The 17,004-nt window shown below is 66.4% G+C and carries 13 protein-coding genes; all 13 read right to left on the bottom strand.

Annotated elements, in window-relative coordinates; translation table 11 throughout:
* Positions 1-189: 189 nt before the first annotated feature.
* On the bottom strand, positions 190-1,986 hold the full coding sequence (ftsZ, locus tag OC450_RS02395; protein ID WP_211384509.1) for a cell division protein FtsZ: 1,797 nt from the start codon (positions 1,984-1,986) through the stop codon (positions 190-192).
* 87 nt (positions 1,987-2,073) lie between these two features.
* Complete coding sequence (gene ftsA, locus OC450_RS02390; RefSeq protein WP_211384508.1) at positions 2,074-3,396, bottom strand: cell division protein FtsA; 1,323 nt, start codon at positions 3,394-3,396, stop codon at positions 2,074-2,076.
* Positions 3,393-4,421: a cell division protein FtsQ/DivIB gene (locus OC450_RS02385; RefSeq protein WP_211384507.1), complete on the bottom strand. Its 1,029-nt coding sequence runs from the start codon at positions 4,419-4,421 to the stop codon at positions 3,393-3,395. The genes ftsA and OC450_RS02385 overlap by 4 nt, the downstream gene beginning before the upstream one ends.
* 349 nt (positions 4,422-4,770) lie before the next feature.
* Positions 4,771-5,757, bottom strand: a complete 987-nt coding sequence (locus tag OC450_RS02380) for a D-alanine--D-alanine ligase (protein WP_211384506.1) — start codon at positions 5,755-5,757, stop codon at positions 4,771-4,773.
* 131 nt (positions 5,758-5,888) lie between these two features.
* Positions 5,889-6,809: a UDP-N-acetylmuramate dehydrogenase gene (gene murB / locus OC450_RS02375; protein ID WP_256806035.1), complete on the bottom strand. Its 921-nt coding sequence runs from the start codon at positions 6,807-6,809 to the stop codon at positions 5,889-5,891.
* Between the two features lie 275 nt (positions 6,810-7,084).
* Positions 7,085-8,488 (bottom strand): UDP-N-acetylmuramate--L-alanine ligase, encoded by a 1,404-nt coding sequence (gene murC, locus OC450_RS02370; RefSeq protein WP_262047091.1) that lies wholly within the window; start codon positions 8,486-8,488, stop codon positions 7,085-7,087.
* A gap of 123 nt (positions 8,489-8,611) precedes the next feature.
* A complete protein-coding gene (gene murG / locus OC450_RS02365) occupies positions 8,612-9,712 on the bottom strand; it encodes an undecaprenyldiphospho-muramoylpentapeptide beta-N-acetylglucosaminyltransferase (RefSeq protein WP_410050489.1) in 1,101 nt (366 codons plus the stop codon).
* 113 nt (positions 9,713-9,825) lie between these two features.
* A complete protein-coding gene (gene ftsW, locus OC450_RS02360) occupies positions 9,826-10,977 on the bottom strand; it encodes a putative lipid II flippase FtsW (RefSeq protein ID WP_211384503.1) in 1,152 nt (383 codons plus the stop codon).
* Positions 10,978-11,077: 100 nt separating this feature from the next.
* The gene (locus OC450_RS02355; protein WP_211384502.1) at positions 11,078-11,476 is read right to left on the bottom strand and encodes a hypothetical protein; all 399 of its coding nucleotides are present in this window, start codon (positions 11,474-11,476) and stop codon (positions 11,078-11,080) included.
* A gap of 2 nt (positions 11,477-11,478) precedes the next feature.
* Positions 11,479-12,879, bottom strand: a complete 1,401-nt coding sequence (gene murD / locus OC450_RS02350; protein ID WP_211384501.1) for a UDP-N-acetylmuramoyl-L-alanine--D-glutamate ligase — start codon at positions 12,877-12,879, stop codon at positions 11,479-11,481.
* Between the two features lie 7 nt (positions 12,880-12,886).
* Positions 12,887-13,990 carry a phospho-N-acetylmuramoyl-pentapeptide-transferase gene (gene mraY, locus OC450_RS02345; protein ID WP_024339539.1) on the bottom strand — a complete coding sequence of 368 codons (1,104 nt, stop codon included), beginning with the start codon at positions 13,988-13,990 and terminating at the stop codon, positions 12,887-12,889.
* 165 nt (positions 13,991-14,155) lie between these two features.
* A complete protein-coding gene (gene murF, locus OC450_RS02340) occupies positions 14,156-15,535 on the bottom strand; it encodes a UDP-N-acetylmuramoyl-tripeptide--D-alanyl-D-alanine ligase (RefSeq protein WP_262047090.1) in 1,380 nt (459 codons plus the stop codon).
* Positions 15,532-17,004, bottom strand: a complete 1,473-nt coding sequence (locus tag OC450_RS02335; RefSeq protein WP_256806029.1) for a UDP-N-acetylmuramoyl-L-alanyl-D-glutamate--2,6-diaminopimelate ligase — start codon at positions 17,002-17,004, stop codon at positions 15,532-15,534. The genes murF and OC450_RS02335 overlap by 4 nt, the downstream gene beginning before the upstream one ends.

The following is a 17,004-nucleotide window of genomic DNA, read 5'->3' as shown; positions in this document are numbered from 1 at the left end:
CCAAGGCTTAACCAAATTGGGCCGGAGTTTTGGACCGTTATCGGCAGTTTTACTGAACCATCGAATGCGTAATTAATTATTTAAAATCAGTTGCTTGCCTTCGCAATCCGGATATGCACGGGACAAAAGGAAAGGTCCCGGCAAGCTTCCCGCCGGGACCTTTTTGCGTCCGCCTTATTGTAACAATCCTCAGGTCGCCTGCCGCCGCAGGAAGGCCGGGATATCAAGATGGTCGTCTCCCTGTGGCGCGGGTGCAACAGGCGCGGGACGGCCATGCATGTCCAGGCCCTGGGGCGCGGGACGGCGGGCATACTCAGACACCGGCTCGCTGGCCGCGATCTGCTGCGCCACGGTCTTCTGGGGGCGGCGATCGGGCAGCGGGGGCATCGCGGGACCAGCGGTACGGGCCGCGATCGGCGCTTCGCTTTCCTCGTCGCGACGGCCGAGGCCGACATTGGCGAGCCGCTGGAGCAGCGACAGGCGGGTCTTCTGCGGGGTCTCTTCTTCCATCTCGCCGCGGGCCTGGCGAAGCTCGGCCTGGGCCGGCATCGGCAGCTCCTCGATACGCGGCATCCGCGGTGCGCGGACCGGCGCACGCTCGGCCTGCGGCGGGATGAAGGTTTCCGGCGTCATCGGCTCCTGCATGGCGAGCGGCGCCTGCTCGGGCTCCGGGAACAGGGTCGGCTTCTGCGCGATCGGACGCACGGTGACGTCGCCGTAGGTCTGCATCGGCGCCGGAGCCTGCGGGACGTCCGAAACGGCGGCGGCGATGGCGGCGAGCGCGGCGCGCTCGACGTTCGAACGCGGGGCGGCGGCGGCCGGAGCCGGCGCGGCGGCCGGGACCTGCGCTTCCAGCTTCTGGGCACGCTCGGCCATGCGCTGATTGTCGGCGCGGAGGCGCGCGGTCAGGTCGGCGAGGCGGCTCTCGGCAACCGCGGCCGGAGCAGCGGGAGCCTGCTGCGCCTGCGGCGCCGCGTTCGCGACCGGAGCGCTGGTGGCCTGGGTGTTGCGGGCGATCGTCGCCTGCTCGATGCCGGTGGCGACGACCGAGACGCGGATCAGGCCGTCGAGCGCTTCGTCGAAGGTCGCGCCGACGATGATGTTGGCGTCCTGGTCGACTTCCTCGCGGATGCGGGTCGCGGCTTCGTCGACCTCGAACAAAGTGAGATCCTTGCCGCCGGTGATGGAGATGAGAAGGCCCTTGGCGCCCTTCATCGAGCTGTCGTCGATCAGCGGATTGGCGATCGCGGCTTCCGCGGCGGTCAGCGCGCGCTTGTCGCCGGAGGCTTCGCCCGTGCCCATCATCGCCTTGCCCATCTCACGCATCACGGCGCGGACGTCGGCGAAGTCGAGGTTGATCAGGCCTTCCTTGACCATCAGGTCGGTGATGCAGGCAACGCCCGAATAGAGCACCTGGTCGGCCATCGCGAAGGCATCGGCAAAGGTGGTCTTCTCGTTGGCAACCCGGAACAGGTTCTGGTTCGGGATGATCAGGAGCGTGTCCACCACCTTGTGAAGCTCGTTGATGCCGGCTTCAGCGGTGCGCATGCGGCGGCCGCCCTCGAAGTGGAAGGGCTTGGTGACGACGCCGACGGTGAGGATGCCCATGTCGCGCGCGGTCTTGGCGATCACGGGCGCTGCACCGGTGCCGGTGCCGCCGCCCATGCCGGCGGTGACGAACACCATGTTGGCGCCCGAGAGATGGTCGCGCAGCTCGTCGATCACCTCTTCGGCCGCCGCAGCACCGACGTTCGGCTGCGAGCCTGCGCCGAGGCCTTGCGTGACCGCCGTGCCCATCTGCACGATGCGCTGCGCCTTCGACATCGTCAGCGCCTGCGCATCGGTGTTGGCGACCACGAAGTCGACGCCCTGGAGGCCCGCCGTGATCATGTTGTTGACGGCGTTGCCACCGGCGCCGCCGACGCCGAACACGGTGATCCGGGGCTTCAACTCGTGAATATCAGGAACATTGATGCTGATGGTCATGTTTGCCTCTCGATCACGCGCGCGTGGGTTCGCCCCGGCCGGCGGCCGCGGGAGTTGGTGAAATTCGAAGATTGCGGAACCGGTTCATCAGAAGCCCTCGCGTAGCCATCGTCCGACCTTTCCAAAATAACCGCCCGTCCCTGTCTTGACCTGCTGCCGCGTATGCCGCGGTTCGACATGCTCGTGGTGAACATATTGCGGGTAGACGAGGAGCCCGGCCGGCACCGCGAACGCGGCGTTCTTCGCCTCGTTGGGCAGCCGGCCGAAACCGAGCGGACGCCCGACCCGCACGGGCCGGCCGAGAATTTGCGTTCCGAGCTCGACGAGGCCGGTGAGCTGCGAGGCGCCGCCCGAGAGCACGACGCGGCCGTTCGGCTCTGAGGCGAAGGGCGAATCCTTCAGCTTGTCCCGAACCATTTCGAAGACTTCCTCGGCACGGTGCTTGACGATGTTGGCGATGGTGGCGCGGGAGACGATCTGCGGCAGATCCTGCTCGTCACCGGCTGTCGGCACAGACATCAGCTCACGCGAGTCCGATCCGCCGGTGATGACGGTGCCGTATAACGTCTTGATTCGCTCGGCATCGGCAATGGTCGCGGAGAGTCCCCGCGCGAGATCCATCGTGATGTGTTGCCCGCCGACCGCAAAACCCGCCGCATGCACGAACCGGCCGCCGGAATAGACCGCGATCGTGGTGGTGCCCGCGCCCATCTCGACGACGGCGGCACCGAGATCGGCCTCGTCATCGGTCAGAACCGACAGACCGGCCACGTAAGGGCTCGCCGCCATGGCTTCGACATTGATGTGGCAGCGTTCCACCGCCAGCATCAGGTTTCGCGCCACGGTGGCGTCGCAGGTGACGACGTTCATGTCGACGCCGAACTGGTGCGCGACCATGCCGCGGGGATCGCGGATGCCCTTGACGCCGTCGAGCGTGTAGCCGACCGGCAGCGCGTGCAGCACGGTGCGGCCCTCGCCGGTGGCGTGGCGCATGCCGGTGGAGGTGACGCGGCTGACATCGGCCGGCGTCACGGCGCCGCCGCGGATGTCGGCCGCAGCTTCAACGAGCTGACCGGAGAGCCGGCCGCCGGAGACCGACAGCAGCACGGATTCGACCCGCACCTTGGCCATTTTCTCCGCAAGCCCGACGGCCTGTCGCACCGCCTGCTCGCATTCGCCAAGATCGACCACCGCGCCGGCCTTCATGCCGCGCGACTGGATCTGGCTGTAGCCGATCAGCTCGACCGCGTGGGTGCGGCCGCGCAGCGCGTCGCTCGGCGCCGACGGCTTCAGCCGCGCGATCATGCACGCGATCTTGCTGGTGCCGATGTCGAGGCAGGCGACGAGGCCGCCGCGCTTGTGCGGCATCGGGCGCGTCTTCGGCGTCTGGGTGCGATCAAGACCGGTCATGCGGCGTCACCGGCCTTCTTTTTCTTCTTGTCCTTGAACAGGTCTTCGCGCGCCTTGGCGGCGTCGTCGGACAGCTGCACCACCAGCCGGTCGGGCAGGCGCATGTCGACGGCGACGATGTCGCGGGAGAACAGCTTGTCCTCCTTGTCGAGCCTGGACAGCATCGCCAGCGCGTTGCCGACGTCCTGCTCGGGCAGGCGGATGTCGAGGCCGTCCTTGAGCCTCAAATTCCAGCGCCGCTCACCGACGAAGATCGCGGCCTTCGTGATCGAATTGACCTGCGGGTAGCGCGCCAGCAGGGCGAGGAAGTCGCGGGCCTGCGTGTCGGCACCCTTGCCGACCACGAGCGGCAGCGACAGGAAACGGCGCGAGACATAGGGTTCGAGCACAGCGCCGTCATCAGCGATGACGGAAAGCCGGCCGGCCTCCTGCCACAGCGCGAATGCCTGGCGCTCGGTGATGTCGATCATGAGCCGGCCCGGATAGAGCTTCAGCACGGTCGCGTCCGCGATCCAGGGATTGGCCTTGAGCTTGTCGCGCACGGCGTCGGCATCGAGGAACAGCAGCGAGGATCGGCCGCTGACGCCGCCGATCGCGAGGATCTCGTCCTGGCTGAGCTGCTTGCGGCCGTTGATCGCGACGGAGGTGATGCGGAAGCCGGCGGAATTGGCCAGCGCGTTGCGGGTGTCGTTGACCGCCGTGATGAAATCCTGGAGATGGCCGCCCTTGACGATACCGAAGCCGCAGCTTCCGATCAGCAGCAGCACGGTCATGCTGATCCCGACCCGGCGCGGCAGATAGCGCTCGACCAGCGCGATCAGGCGCGGCGGCGGCTCGCGCTCGACGACGGCCTTGGCCTTCGCTTTGGTCTTGATCCTGTCCTTGGCGGCAGCGCGCTTGTCGTCGCGCTTCTCCTGCACCCACTCGCGCAGAAGCACGACCGCTCCGATAGCGGCCGCCTTCAGGTCAGCTTGGGGCCTCAGCGATCTGAAAAGCGACCGGGTGAGGCTTCCTGCACGATCCATTGCACGAGCTCGTCAACAGTTTGCCCGCGACATCGCGCGGGTCCTGGCGAACATGACGTCTCGGACTTGCCGGGCCGGGTGCTGGTCTTCAGCAGAAGAAAACCTCTCCCCTTCAAAGCGTTCGCTGGAGGTGAAACACCCGCAACAGCCCACACGCCGGCAGCCAACGCGTCATATGCGCCGCCAGCGTTAACCTTCGGACGTCCTGGTAAACAAAAGGTAAAGTTCGTTAACGGCGCGCGCTTTTTGCCTAGGCCTGTGAGGTATTTATGCCGCTATGTCCGGCATTTTACCGGTTTTGGGTTCCAAAACCGGCCATTTCGCCGATTTGGCCGTTAACCAGTCCTAACTATTTCCGCACACCCCGCCCGGCGAGCTCGACCAGGCCGCGCAGGAAGTCGACGAACGCGATGCCCTCGGCCTTCAGCGCCTTTGGGTAGAGCGAGGACTTGGTCAGCCCGGGCAGCGTGTTGGTCTCAAGATAGACCAGGCCCTTGTCCGAGACGATGAAGTCCGAACGGGAATAGCCGGTGCAGGACATCGCCCGATGCGCCAGCATCGCTTGGTTCTTGAGCGCGGCGGTGACCTCTGCGGTGAAACGGCCCGGGCAGATCTCCTGCGTGGTGCTCAGGAGATATTTCGCGGCGTAGTCGAAATTGCCTTCGCCCGGAATGATCTCGATCGGCGGCAGCGAGATGATCGAGCCGTCGGGCCGCTCCAGTACGCCGCAGGTTGCCTCGACGCCGGCGATATAGGGCTCGATCACGTACTCTTCGTGGCTCGCAGCATTGCGGACGGCGACGAGGTCCTGCTTGGCGTTGACGAAGATCAGGCCATAGCTCGAACCATCCTTGGCCGGCTTTGCGATCAGCCGGCCGTATTCGGCGAAAGCCTGATCGATCTCGTCCAGCGCAAGGTTTGCCGGCGGCGTCACGCCGCCGAGTGCCGCGAACCGCTTGGCCGCGATCTTGTCGAAGGCAAGATGCGAGGAGGCCGAGCCCGAGCCGGTGAAAGGCACGCCGCGTGTCTCGCACATCAGCTGCAATTCGCCGTTCTCGGCACGCCCGCCATGCAGGCCGAGCACCAGCACGCGGTCTTCCGTCTTCGCCTGGTCGAGCGCCTGCTCCAGCGGAATGCCTGATGTGCCCGGCTTGAACTCGTCCTCGAACGGACGGGCATGTTCGAGCAGTTGCCTGGACTGGACGGTGTGCACCTTGTCTTCGACGTCCCACCACCAGAGGTCCGCCTCGGGCAGCGCCTGGTGCAGTGCCTGGGCCGAGGCGACCGAAACCAGACGCTCTCTGTTGGAGCCGCCAAAGAGGATGGTGATGCGCATGTCTTTGTTACCTATCCTAGCCAGTCGTCGTCATTCCGGGATGCGCCGTTAGGCGCAGGCCCGGAATCCATAACCACGAGCCGGGGTTATGGATTCCGGGCTCGCGACTGCGTCGCGCCCCGGAATGACACTTACGCGGAAACTCCGATCCGCTTGATTTCCCAGTGCAGCTCAATTCCGGAATTTGCCTTCACCCGTTCACGCACGGTCTCGCCCAGCGTCTCGATGTCGTGCGCGGTGGCATCGCCCGTGTTGATCAGGAAATTGCAGTGCATCTCCGAGACCTGTGCGCCCCCGACGCGCAGGCCGCGGCAGCCGGCGGCATCGACCAGCTTCCAGGCGGAATGGCCGGGCGGGTTCTTGAAGGTCGAACCGCCGGTCTTTTCGCGGATCGGCTGCGCGGTCTCGCGATGGGTCTGCACCTCCGCCATCCGCGCGCGGATCGCCTCGGTATCCCTGATCTCGCCGCGAAAGCGCGCGGACGTGAAGATGATCGAGGGATCGACGCCGCTGTTGCGGTAGACGAATTTCATGTCGGCATTGGAGAAGGTGTGCTTCGTGCCGTCGCGCCCGACGCCTCGTGCCTCGATCAGCACGTCCCTGGTCTCGCCGCCGTTGGCGCCTGCATTCATGCGCAGCGCGCCGCCGATGGTGCCGGGAATGCCGAAATAGAATTCGAGGCCGCCGATATTGGCGCCGGCCGCCACTTCCGCCACCCGCCTGTCGAGCGCGGCAGCGCCTGCGGTGACGACATCGGCGCTTGCACTCGCCTCCCCAAAGGCGCGCGGCGCAAGCCGGATCACCACGCCCGCAATGCCGCCGTCGCGCACGATCAGGTTGGAGCCGACGCCGACGACATAGACGGGAATGTCGGACGCAAGATGCGCGAGGAAATAGGCGAGATCGTCCTCATCCGCCGGCGTGAACAGCACCTGCGCCGGACCGCCGACGCGAAACCAGGTGAGTTCGGCAAGCGACTGGTTGGCGAGCAGCCGGCCGCGCAGCTCCGGCATCGCGGCTTTGAGAGCGGGCGTGATGTCCGGGAAGGTCATCGCGCGCTGACCGACATGCGAGCTGGATCGAGATTGCGCCGCGTGACGTTGTCCGCCAGCGGCCGGAGCTTACCCCTCTCCCCAACCCTCCCCCGCAAGGGGGGAGGGAGCCTGACCGGCGTGCTCACCTCACCTCGCGTCACGGCTACGCTCTGATCCTTTGCGAGAGTCAGGAAGGCACCGACGGATGGGTTCCCTCCCCCCTTGCGGGGGAGAGTTAGGGAGAGGGGTGGCCACACGGGCGGTGATCGACGATGACTCGACATCCGGTCGCCCTACCCCAGCGCCTTCAATTCGCCGGGCAGCGCATACGCCCATTGCGTGATGTTGCCGGCACCCAGGCACACGACGAGATCGCCCGACTTTGCGAGCCCCTTGACGATGCCCGCAAGCTCCGATGCCGCCGGCAGCGGGATCACCTCGCGGTGGCCGTGGGCGCGCAGGCCCGTGACGAAATGGTCGCGGTCGATGCCCTCGATCGGCGTCTCGCCCGCGGCATAGACGTCGGCGACGACCACCGCATCCGCATCGTTGAAACAGGTGCAGAATTCCTCGAACAGCGACTGCAGGCGGGTATAGCGATGCGGCTGCACCACGGCGACGATCTTGCCGTTGGTGGATTCCCGCGCCGCCTTCAGCACTGCCGCGATCTCGACGGGGTGATGGCCGTAATCGTCGATCACGGTGACGCCGTTCCATTCGCCGGTCCTGGTGAAGCGACGCTTGACGCCGCCGAAGCCGGCGATCGCCTTTCGGATCGCGTCGTCCGACACGCCGAGCTCGCGCGCGACCGCAATCGCCGCCGTCGCGTTGGAGGCATTGTGGCGGCCCGGCATCGGCAGCATGAGATCGGCGATCTCATGCACAGCGCCGGTCTTGCGATCCCGGAATGCGACCTTGAACTTCGATCCGCCGCCCATCGGGGTCAGATCGACGAACCGGACGTCGGCCTGCGGATTCTCGCCGTAGGTGACGATGCGGCGATCCTCGATCTTGCCGACGAGGCTTTGCACGACGGGATGATCGATGCACATCACGGCAAAGCCGTAGAACGGCAGGTTCTCGACGAAATGGCGGAAGGCGTCCTGCACGGCCTCGAAGGTCTTGAAGTGATCGAGATGCTCGGGGTCGACATTGGTGACGATCGCGACATCGGTCGGCAGCTTCAGGAACGTGCCGTCGCTCTCGTCGGCTTCGACCACCATCCAGTCGCCGGCCCCGAGGCGGGCGTTGGAGCCGTAGGCATTGATGATGCCGCCATTGATCACGGTCGGATCGAGACCGCCGGCATCGAGCAGCGTTGCGACCATCGTGGTCGTCGTGGTCTTGCCGTGGGTGCCGGCGATCGCGACGCAGCTTTTCAGCCGCATCAGCTCGGCCAGCATCTCGGCGCGGCGCACCACGGGAATGCGCCGCTCGCGCGCCGCCATCAGTTCCGGATTGTCGCGCTTGATCGCGGTGGAGACGACGACGACCTCGGCACCGTCGACGTTCTCGGCCTTGTGGCCGACCGAGACCTTGGCGCCCTTCTTGCGCAAGCGGTCGAGATTGTAATTGTCGGAGGCGTCCGAGCCCTGCACGGCGTAGCCGAGATTGACCAGAACCTCGGCGATGCCGCTCATGCCGATCCCGCCGATCCCGACGAAGTGGATGGGTCCGATCTCGCGCGGCAGTCTCATGCTCTGTTCCCTGACCTTGCCGCCGGAAAGGGCGGCATCTGGCGAAGGTCACGGCCAAATCAGCCGCGCGCCTTTCCTACTGGATGCCCCGCTTTGGAAGGCCAAGACAAGGGCTTTTTCGCGTCAGATTCCGGCGACCTTGACCACCAGATCAGCCAGCCGCTCGGCCGCATCGAGCCGGCCGGCGCCGCGGGCGGCCTGCGCCATGGCGGCAAGGCGAGCGGGCTCGGCGGCGAAGGCGGAGATCTCGGCGGCAAGCCGGTCGGAGGAAAACTCGGTCTGAGGAATGCGGATCGCGCCATCGACCTTGGCCAGCACCCCGGCATTGGCGAACTGATCCTGATCGATCGCGCCCGGCAGCGGCACCAGGATCGAGGGCCGTCCGATGGCGGCGAGTTCGGCGACCGTGCCGGCGCCGGAGCGCGACACCACCAGATGGTTGGAAGCGAGCCGCGCCGGCAAATTGGTGAAGAACGGCGCAAGCTCGGCATTGATCTTGAGCCCGTCGTAGACCGCGCGCACGCGCGCCATGTCCTCGTCGCGTACCTGCTGGGTGAGGATCAGCCGGCGCCACAGCGCAGGCTCGAGCCGCTCGATCGCACCCGGCACGATGTCGGCCATGATGCGCGCGCCCTGGCTGCCGCCGACGACGAGCAGGCGCAGCGGTCCGTTCACCTCCGGCGCGACATATGGCACGGCAGCCGCAGCGAGGATTGCCGGGCGCATCGGTGTGCCGACGGTCGTGGCCTTGCCTGCCAGCGCCGGATCGCGATCGAGTACGCCCGGCAAGGAGGTCGCGATGGCGCTGACGCGGCTCGACAGGAACCGGTTGGCACGCCCGAGCACGGCATTGGCATCGTGGATGATGCTTGGCACACCGGCGAACTTCGCGGCGACCAGCGGCGGCAGCGTCGGATAGCCGCCGAAGCCGACGACGGCGACCGGCTTCAATCGCTTGATCAGCCTGTAGGCGGAGAGCGTGCCGGCCGCGAGCGTGAGGCCGGCGTAAGCGAGCTGCAGCGGATTGCGGCCGCGCGCGGTCTCGCTCGAGACGACGTCGATCATGTCCTTGGTGAACAGCCCGCTGTAGCGCAGCGCGCGCTCGTCGGTGACGAGGCGGACGCGAAAGCCGCGCCGGATCAACTCGACGCCGAGCGCCTCGGCCGGAAACAGATGGCCGCCGGTGCCACCCGCGGCGAGCAGAATCAGGGGGGAATTGTTCATAATTGCCCTTTTACAGGGCCTCCGCCGTCATTGCGAGCGTAGCGAAGCAATCCAGGGTCACTCCGCGGAGACACTCTGGAATGCTTCGTCGCTCCGCTCCTCGCAACGACGGCTCAAGCGTAGCTGCGCATCGCCTCGGCGCGGCCGCTTGCCTCGACCTCGGTGCGCGGGCGCAGCCGCGTCAGGGCCAGCATCATGCCGACGCCATAGGCCAGCGACACGATCGAGGAGCCGCCGTAGGAGATGAAGGGCAGCGTCATGCCCTTGGCGGGGATGAGCTGGAGGTTCACCGACATGTTGATCGCGGCCTGCACGCCGAACAGGATCGCAAGTCCGGATGCCGCAAAGCGCGAGAACATGTCCTCGTTGGCATAGGCCCGCGACAGTGTGCGGATGACGACGAAGGCGTACAGCGCCAGCATCGCAAGGCACAGGATGATGCCGAACTCTTCGGCGGCGACCGCGAACACGAAGTCGGTGTGGCTGTCGGGCAGGCTGCGTTTGGCGATGCCCTCACCGGGCCCGAGCCCGAACCATCCGCCGTTGTAGAAAGCTTCCATGGCGGTATCGACCTGGAAGGTGTCGCCGGAAGCCGGGTTCATGAAACGCTTGATGCGGCCTGCGACGTGCGGGACGAACAGATAGGCGCTGAACAGGCCGGCGGCGCCTAGGCCGGCGAGTCCGAACACCCAGATCATGCGCATGCCTGCGATGAAGAACAGCGAGCCCCACACCATCAGGATCAGCATGGTCTGGCCGAAATCCGGCTCCATCACCAGCAGCGTCACCAGCATCAATAGCAGCACCAGCGCCATCGAAGTCGCCGGCATCTCCGGCCGCTTGGTGGATTCGGCGAACAGCCAGGCGGCGATGACGACGAACGACGGCTTGGCGATCTCGGAGGCCTGGATGTTGACGCCGAGCAGCGTGATCCAGCGCCGCGAGCCCTTCACCTCAGGCCCGATCGCCAGCGTCAGCACGATCAGGATGATGCTGGCCGCGAAGATGATCAGGGCCGAGCGACGGATCGCGCGCGGCGACAGGAAGGAGACCCCGAGCAGCACTAGGCAGGAGGGCACGAGGAACATCACATGGCGGCTGAAGAAGTGGAAGGGCTCGAGCCCGATGCGGGTCGCAACCGGCGGGCTCGCCGCCAACGACAGGATCACGCCGCAAAGCATCAGCGCCAGAATGGCGCCCATCAGCGGCTTGTCGACGGTCCACCACCACTCGGAAAAGGGGGTGCGTTCTTCACGGGAGAGCATGGCGGCCGCTTTCGGACAGAGGTCGGTCCATTGGTCGCCGAGGTTGGTTACCGGGGGGTTAAGGAAGCGGATATCTTTAGCGATAGACCGACCCGTGGCCTTATTCGTAGTTGATCGTGATGTCCCCCGCGTGCTGATCGCGCTTGTAGACTTCGTCTGCCCCGGGAATGAAGCCGATCCTGACCGCCCGCTCACTACTCCAAGCGACGACCACGTCCAGATGCCCGCGCACGCTGACGAAGGTCGGCGTGCTTTCAGGTGAGAACGTCCGACCGCGAGCCACGATGCTGGCCTGCGTGCTGTCGGGTACCGTCGCTCCGCACTCCTTCCAGACCACGACAACCAACTTGCTGCCGCTTGGGGAGGCAAACGCACTCTGACGAACGATGCGGCACGCGCCGAAACCGCTCATGACTTTGTCAAAAAATACAACAAAAAGGAAACCGACCGGAACAGCAAGAGCAACCACGGCGATTCCGATCCAGCGTCGCCGCACCATTCTCACACCACCGGCTTCACACCCGGCAGCGCCTGCACCAGCTCGCGGAACCTGGTGCCGCGGATTTCGAAGTTGCGATACTGGTCGAAGGAGGCGCAGGCGGGCGACAGCAGCACGACCGCGTCCGCAAGCCCCGATGCTTCCGCATCGCGCGCGGCGTGCTCGACGGCGACGTCGAGGGTCTGGCTGATCTCGTGCGCCACTTGCATCCCGAGCGTGCCGGAAAACTCCTGCGCGGCCTCGCCGATCAGATAGGCCTTGCGGATGCGCGGGAAGTAGCCTGTCAGACCGGTGATACCGCCCGCCTTCGGCTTGCCGCCGGCGATCCAGAAGATGTCCGAAAAGGACGACAGTGCATGCGCGGTGGCGTCGGCGTTGGTGCCCTTGGAATCGTTGACGAACAGCACGTTGCCACGGCGGCCGACCTGCTCCATGCGGTGCGCGAGGCCGGGAAAGCTGCGCAGACCGTTCTGCAGCACATCGAGGCTGATGCCCATCGCGAGCGCGGCGGCAGCGGCACAGGCAGCATTCTGCGCATTGTGCAGGCCGCGCAGCGAACCGATGCCACCGAGCTTGGCGACCTCGCTGCGCGCACCGCCCGCGGTGCGCACGATGGTGCCATGTTCGACATGGATGCCGGAGGCCAGCGGATTCTTGACGGAGATGCGCACCACGTCCTTGCCGGCGCGGTCGAGCCGGTCGGCGATGTCGCGGCAATAGCCGTCGTCGACGCCGATGATCGATGTGCCGCCGGATTGCACGCCGGCGACGAGGCGCTCCTTCACCGCGGCGTAATGCGCGATGGTGCCGTGACGGTCGATGTGGTCCTCGCTGACGTTGAGCAAAATGCCGACGGAGGGATCGAGCGAGGGCGTGAGGTCGATCTGGTAGGACGACATCTCGACGACGTGGACGCGGCCCGTGCCTGGCTGCTCCAGCGACAGGATCGCGGTGCCGATATTTCCGCCCATCTGAGTGTCGTAGCCGGCGACCTTCGTGAGATGCGCGATCAAAGCCGTCGTGGTCGACTTGCCGTTGGTGCCGGTGATCGCGACGAACGGCGCATCCGGTGCATGCCGCCGCCGCTCGCGGCAGAACAGCTCGATGTCGCCGATCACCTCGACGCCCGCCTCGCGCGCCTTCAAGACGCTCCAGTGCGGCACCGGATGGGTCAGCGGCACGCCGGGCGCGAGCACCAGCGCGGCGAAATTCACCCAGGAGACGTTGCGCAAATCGGCCGTGATGAAGCCTGCTTGCGCCGCCTTGGCCACGTTCTCGGCATTGTCGTCGGCGGCGATCACCTCGGCGCCGCCCGCTTTCAGCGCGTGGCACGAGGCGAGCCCCGAGCCGCCGAGGCCGAACACCGCGACCGTCTTGCCGGCGAAGGAGGTGACGGGAATCATCGACCGGTCACCGCAGCTTCAGGGTCGACAGGCCGGCCAACGCCAGCATCACCGAGATGATCCAGAACCGGATCACGATCTGCGGCTCGGTCCAGCCGAGCTGCTCGAAATGGTGGTGGATCGGCGCCATCCGGAAGATGCGTTTTCCCGTGAGCTTGAACGACACCACCTGCACGATGACGGAGACCGCCTCGAGCACGAACAGGCCGCCGATCACCGCGAGCACGATCTCGTGCTTCACCGCGACCGCAATCGCACCCAGCATGCCGCCGAGCGCGAGCGAACCGGTGTCGCCCATGAAGATCGACGCCGGCGGCGCGTTGAACCAGAGGAAGCCGAGGCCGGCGCCCAATAGCGCGCCGCAGAGCACGGCGAGTTCGCCGGTGCCGGCGACATATTTGATCTGGAGGTAGTCGGCGAACACCGCGTTGCCGGCGAGGTAGGCGATCATCGCAAAGCTCGCGGTCGCGATCATCACGGGCACAATGGCGAGGCCGTCGAGACCGTCGGTGAGGTTCACCGCATTGCCGGCGCCGACGATGACGAAGGCGCCGAACACGACGAAGAACCAGCCGAAATGCAGCACGGTGTCCTTGAGGAACGGGATCGTCAACGCGGTCGACGCCGGATCGCGGTTCAGCCGCACCAGCGCGTAGCAGGCGACCAGCGCGATCACCGCCTCGATCAGCAGGCGAAGCTTGCTTCCGAAGCCCGTCGTGGTCTGCTTGGTCACCTTGAGGTAATCGTCATAGAAGCCGACGAAACCGAAACCGAGCGTCACCGCCAGCACGATCCAGACGTAGGGATTGAGCGGGTTGGCCCACAGCACCGTGCCGACCGTGAGGCCGGACAGGATCATCAGCCCCCCCATGGTGGGCGTGCCTTTCTTGGCGAGATGCGATTGCGGGCCATCGGTCCGGATCGGCTGGCCCTTGCCCTGGCGGATGCGCAGATGATCGATGATCCAGGGCCCGAACAGGAACACGAACAGCGCGCCGGTGACCACCGCGCCGCCGGTGCGGAAGGTGATGTAGCGGAAGACGTTCAGGAAGGTGCGGACGGCACCAAAGCCCGGAAATGTGTTCGAGAGCTCGATCAGCCAGTAAAACATTCAGACGGTCCTATGGCGCCTTTGCACGCGCCTTGATCTTGGCCTTGTCAACCTGCGTCACGCGCATTCGCTGGTCTTCATCATGGGGTCGGGCGACCTCTGGGAAAACGGTCGGGTTCGCGCCGCAAAAAGGGTGGGATTCGGGAACAGCGCCTTCCAAGCAGTTTACGCCTTTGCCTGCAAGGCGGCCACTAGGCCCGGCACAAACTTGTTGACCCAGAACATCTTCTTGCTGCCCTTGACAACCACGACATCGCCTGCCCTCAGCAGGTTCGCGACCTCGTCCGGCTTCAGCGTGACGGGATCGTCGTGCCAGCCAAGGCCCTTGCCGGCAGGAAGGACCTCGAACAGGTGGCGCATCAGCGGGCCGACACAGTAGACGCCGTCGATGCCGTCGAGATGCATGGCGAGTCCGGTGTGGTAGCTCGGTGCGTCATCGCCCAGTTCCAGCATGTCGCCGAGAACCGCAATGCGGCGGCCGCCGGTCACGTTGCGCGCCTGGAGGCTTTGCAGCGCAGCAGCGACGCTGGCCGGGTTGCCATTGAAGCTGTCGTCGATCACGGTGACGCCGCCGACCGCCTGCTCGACGCCGCGACCGCTCATGATGCCGATCCGGTCGAGCTTGATCGCAAGCGTCGCCGCATCGAGATTCGCGGCGCGAATCGAAGCGAGCGCGGCGAGCGCGTTCTGCACGCGGTGTGGCGCGCCCGGCGTCAGGCGGAAGGCGATCTCCTTCTTGCCGAGCGCGGCCACGACCTGCCAGCTCTCGCCATGCGGCGCATGCGCGACCTCGTGCACCTCGGCTTTCTCGCCGAAGCGCAACACCTTGCCCTTCCAGTCCGGCGCCTTGATTCCGGCGGGCAGCACCAGCACACCGTCCGAGGGCAGGCCGAGCGCGATCGATACCTTCTCGCGGCGGATGGCGTCGAGCGAGCCGAGCTTCTCCAGATGCACGGGTTGGACGTTGACGACGAGCGCGACCGTCGGCCGCGTGAGCTCGCTGAGCCGCGCGATCTCGCCGGTCTGGTTCATGCCCATCTCGACGACCCAGAGGCTGGCGTCGGGCTTCGCGTTGCACAGCGTCAGCGGCACGCCCCAGAAATTGTTGAAGCTCGACGGGCTGGCATAGGCGTTCGGATAGGCCGCCAGGAATTCCTTGGTGCTGGTCTTGCCCGCGCTGCCGGTGAGGCCGATCACCGGACCGTGGAAGCGTGACCGGGCGGCGCGCGCGAGGCCCCAGAGGCCATCGATCAGCGTGTCCTTCACGACGATCTGCGGAATGCCGATGCCCGCGATCTCGTGCGGCACGATCATCGCGACCGCGCCCGAAGCCGCCGCCTTGTCCGCGAATTCCCAGCCGTCGCGAGCGCTGGCGAAGCTCGAGGTGAAGCCGCCGCTCGGCGTGCCGCTCAGCGCGACGAACAGGCTGCCCGGCTTCACCAGCCGGCTGTCCTGGGTGACGAAATCGATTCCCGTGTCCGGGAATGATCCGGCAGCGCCCACCGCACGCGCCACTTCGGCCACCGTCCATATCGGCGCGCTCATGCAATCCTCGACGCTAATGCGGCGGCAACCGCCTCGTGATCACTGAAGGGCAGCACCTGGCCGCCGACGATCTGTCCGGTCTCGTGGCCCTTGCCGGCGATGAGCAGCGCATCGCCATCCTGCAATTCCTCGATCGCGGCGCGGATCGCCGCGGCGCGGTCGCCGATTTCGCGGGCGCCCTTCGCGGTGGCGAGGATTTCGGCGCGAATAACTTCCGGCTTCTCGCTGCGCGGATTGTCGTCCGTGATGATGATTCCGTCGGCGTTGTCAGCTGCGATCTCGCCCATGATCGGCCGCTTGCCGGCATCGCGATCGCCGCCGGCGCCGAACACGACGACCAGCCTGCGCTTCGCGTAAGGACGCAAAGCCTGCAGCGCCTTTGCCAGCGCATCCGGCTTGTGCGCGTAGTCGACGAAGATCGGCGCGCCGTTGTGCGCGCCGACGCGCTCGAGCCGCCCCTTGGCGCCTTCGAGATGTTCGAGGCTCGCGAACACGTTTGCGGCGTCGCTGCCGGTGCCGATGGCAAGACCGGCCGACACCAGCGCATTCTCGATCTGGAATTCGCCGACCAGCGGCAGCCGGATCGAATGATGTTTGCCGCGATGCTCGAGCGCGAGCACTTGCGAGAAGCCTTCGACCTCGGCACCGGCGAGACGAATGCCCTCGCCTGCCCCGTCGCCGTTGCGGCCGACCGCCATCACGCGCAGGCCGCGCGACCTCGCCGCGGCGATCGCATCCGCCGAGCAGTCGTGGTCCGCCGAAATCACGGCGGCTCCATCGGGCAGGACCAGTTCGCGGAACAGCCTCAGCTTTGCCGCAAGGTAATGCGCGACGGTCGGATGGTAATCCATGTGGTCGCGCGAGAGATTGGTGAAGCCGCCGGCGGAGACGCGCACACCGTCGAGGCGATACTGGTCGAGCCCGTGCGAGGAGGCTTCGAAGGCGAGATGGGTCACGCCCTCGCGCGCGATCTCGTCGAGCTGCCGGTGCAGCGCGATCGGATCGGGCGTCGTCAGCGAACCGTAGACGGTGCGCTTCGGCGAGACGAGCCCGATGGTGCCGATGCTGGCGGAGGCATGCCCCAGCCGCTCCCAGATCTGGCGGGTGAACGCGGCCACCGAGGTCTTGCCGCTGGTACCGGTGACCGCGGCAATGGTCGCCGGCTGGGCGGGGTAGAATTTCGCAGCGGCCAGCGCCAGCGCGCGGCGCGGATTGGGCACCGTGACGAACGGCACCCGGCCGGCTGCCGGAGCGTGGTCGCCGGCCACAGCCACGGCGCCCGCGGCAATCGCGGCATCGATGAAGCGCGCGCCATCGGTCTTGCTGCCCGCAAGTGCGAAGAAGAGATCGCCCGGCTGGACCACACGGCTGTCGAGGGCAACGCCGCTCACCTCGAGCCCCGCGACAGCGGGCTCGAGTGCGGCATCAGTGCCCAGAACATCCTGACCTAGCAGGTCGCGCAGCTTCAT

It is taken from the genome of Bradyrhizobium sp. Bra78, assembly GCF_024519855.1.
GTDB lineage: Bacteria > Pseudomonadota > Alphaproteobacteria > Rhizobiales > Xanthobacteraceae > Bradyrhizobium > Bradyrhizobium japonicum_G.
Note: the sequence above shows the minus strand (reverse complement) of the source record. Positions and strands in the feature narration are given on the sequence as shown.

Coding starts and splice junctions, on each gene's coding strand:
- ftsZ (WP_211384509.1), bottom strand. CDS start 1,986: ATGACCATCAGCATCAATGTTCCTGATATTCACGAGTTGAAGCCCCGG.
- ftsA (WP_211384508.1), bottom strand. CDS start 3,396: ATGACCGGTCTTGATCGCACCCAGACGCCGAAGACGCGCCCGATGCCG.
- OC450_RS02385 (WP_211384507.1), bottom strand. CDS start 4,421: ATGGATCGTGCAGGAAGCCTCACCCGGTCGCTTTTCAGATCGCTGAGG.
- OC450_RS02380 (WP_211384506.1), bottom strand. CDS start 5,757: ATGCGCATCACCATCCTCTTTGGCGGCTCCAACAGAGAGCGTCTGGTT.
- murB (WP_256806035.1), bottom strand. CDS start 6,809: ATGACCTTCCCGGACATCACGCCCGCTCTCAAAGCCGCGATGCCGGAG.
- murC (WP_262047091.1), bottom strand. CDS start 8,488: ATGAGACTGCCGCGCGAGATCGGACCCATCCACTTCGTCGGGATCGGC.
- murG (WP_410050489.1), bottom strand. CDS start 9,712: ATGAACAATTCCCCCCTGATTCTGCTCGCCGCGGGTGGCACCGGCGGC.
- ftsW (WP_211384503.1), bottom strand. CDS start 10,977: ATGCTCTCCCGTGAAGAACGCACCCCCTTTTCCGAGTGGTGGTGGACC.
- OC450_RS02355 (WP_211384502.1), bottom strand. CDS start 11,476: ATGGTGCGGCGACGCTGGATCGGAATCGCCGTGGTTGCTCTTGCTGTT.
- murD (WP_211384501.1), bottom strand. CDS start 12,879: ATGATTCCCGTCACCTCCTTCGCCGGCAAGACGGTCGCGGTGTTCGGC.
- mraY (WP_024339539.1), bottom strand. CDS start 13,990: ATGTTTTACTGGCTGATCGAGCTCTCGAACACATTTCCGGGCTTTGGT.
- murF (WP_262047090.1), bottom strand. CDS start 15,535: ATGAGCGCGCCGATATGGACGGTGGCCGAAGTGGCGCGTGCGGTGGGC.
- OC450_RS02335 (WP_256806029.1), bottom strand. CDS start 17,004: ATGAAGCTGCGCGACCTGCTAGGTCAGGATGTTCTGGGCACTGATGCC.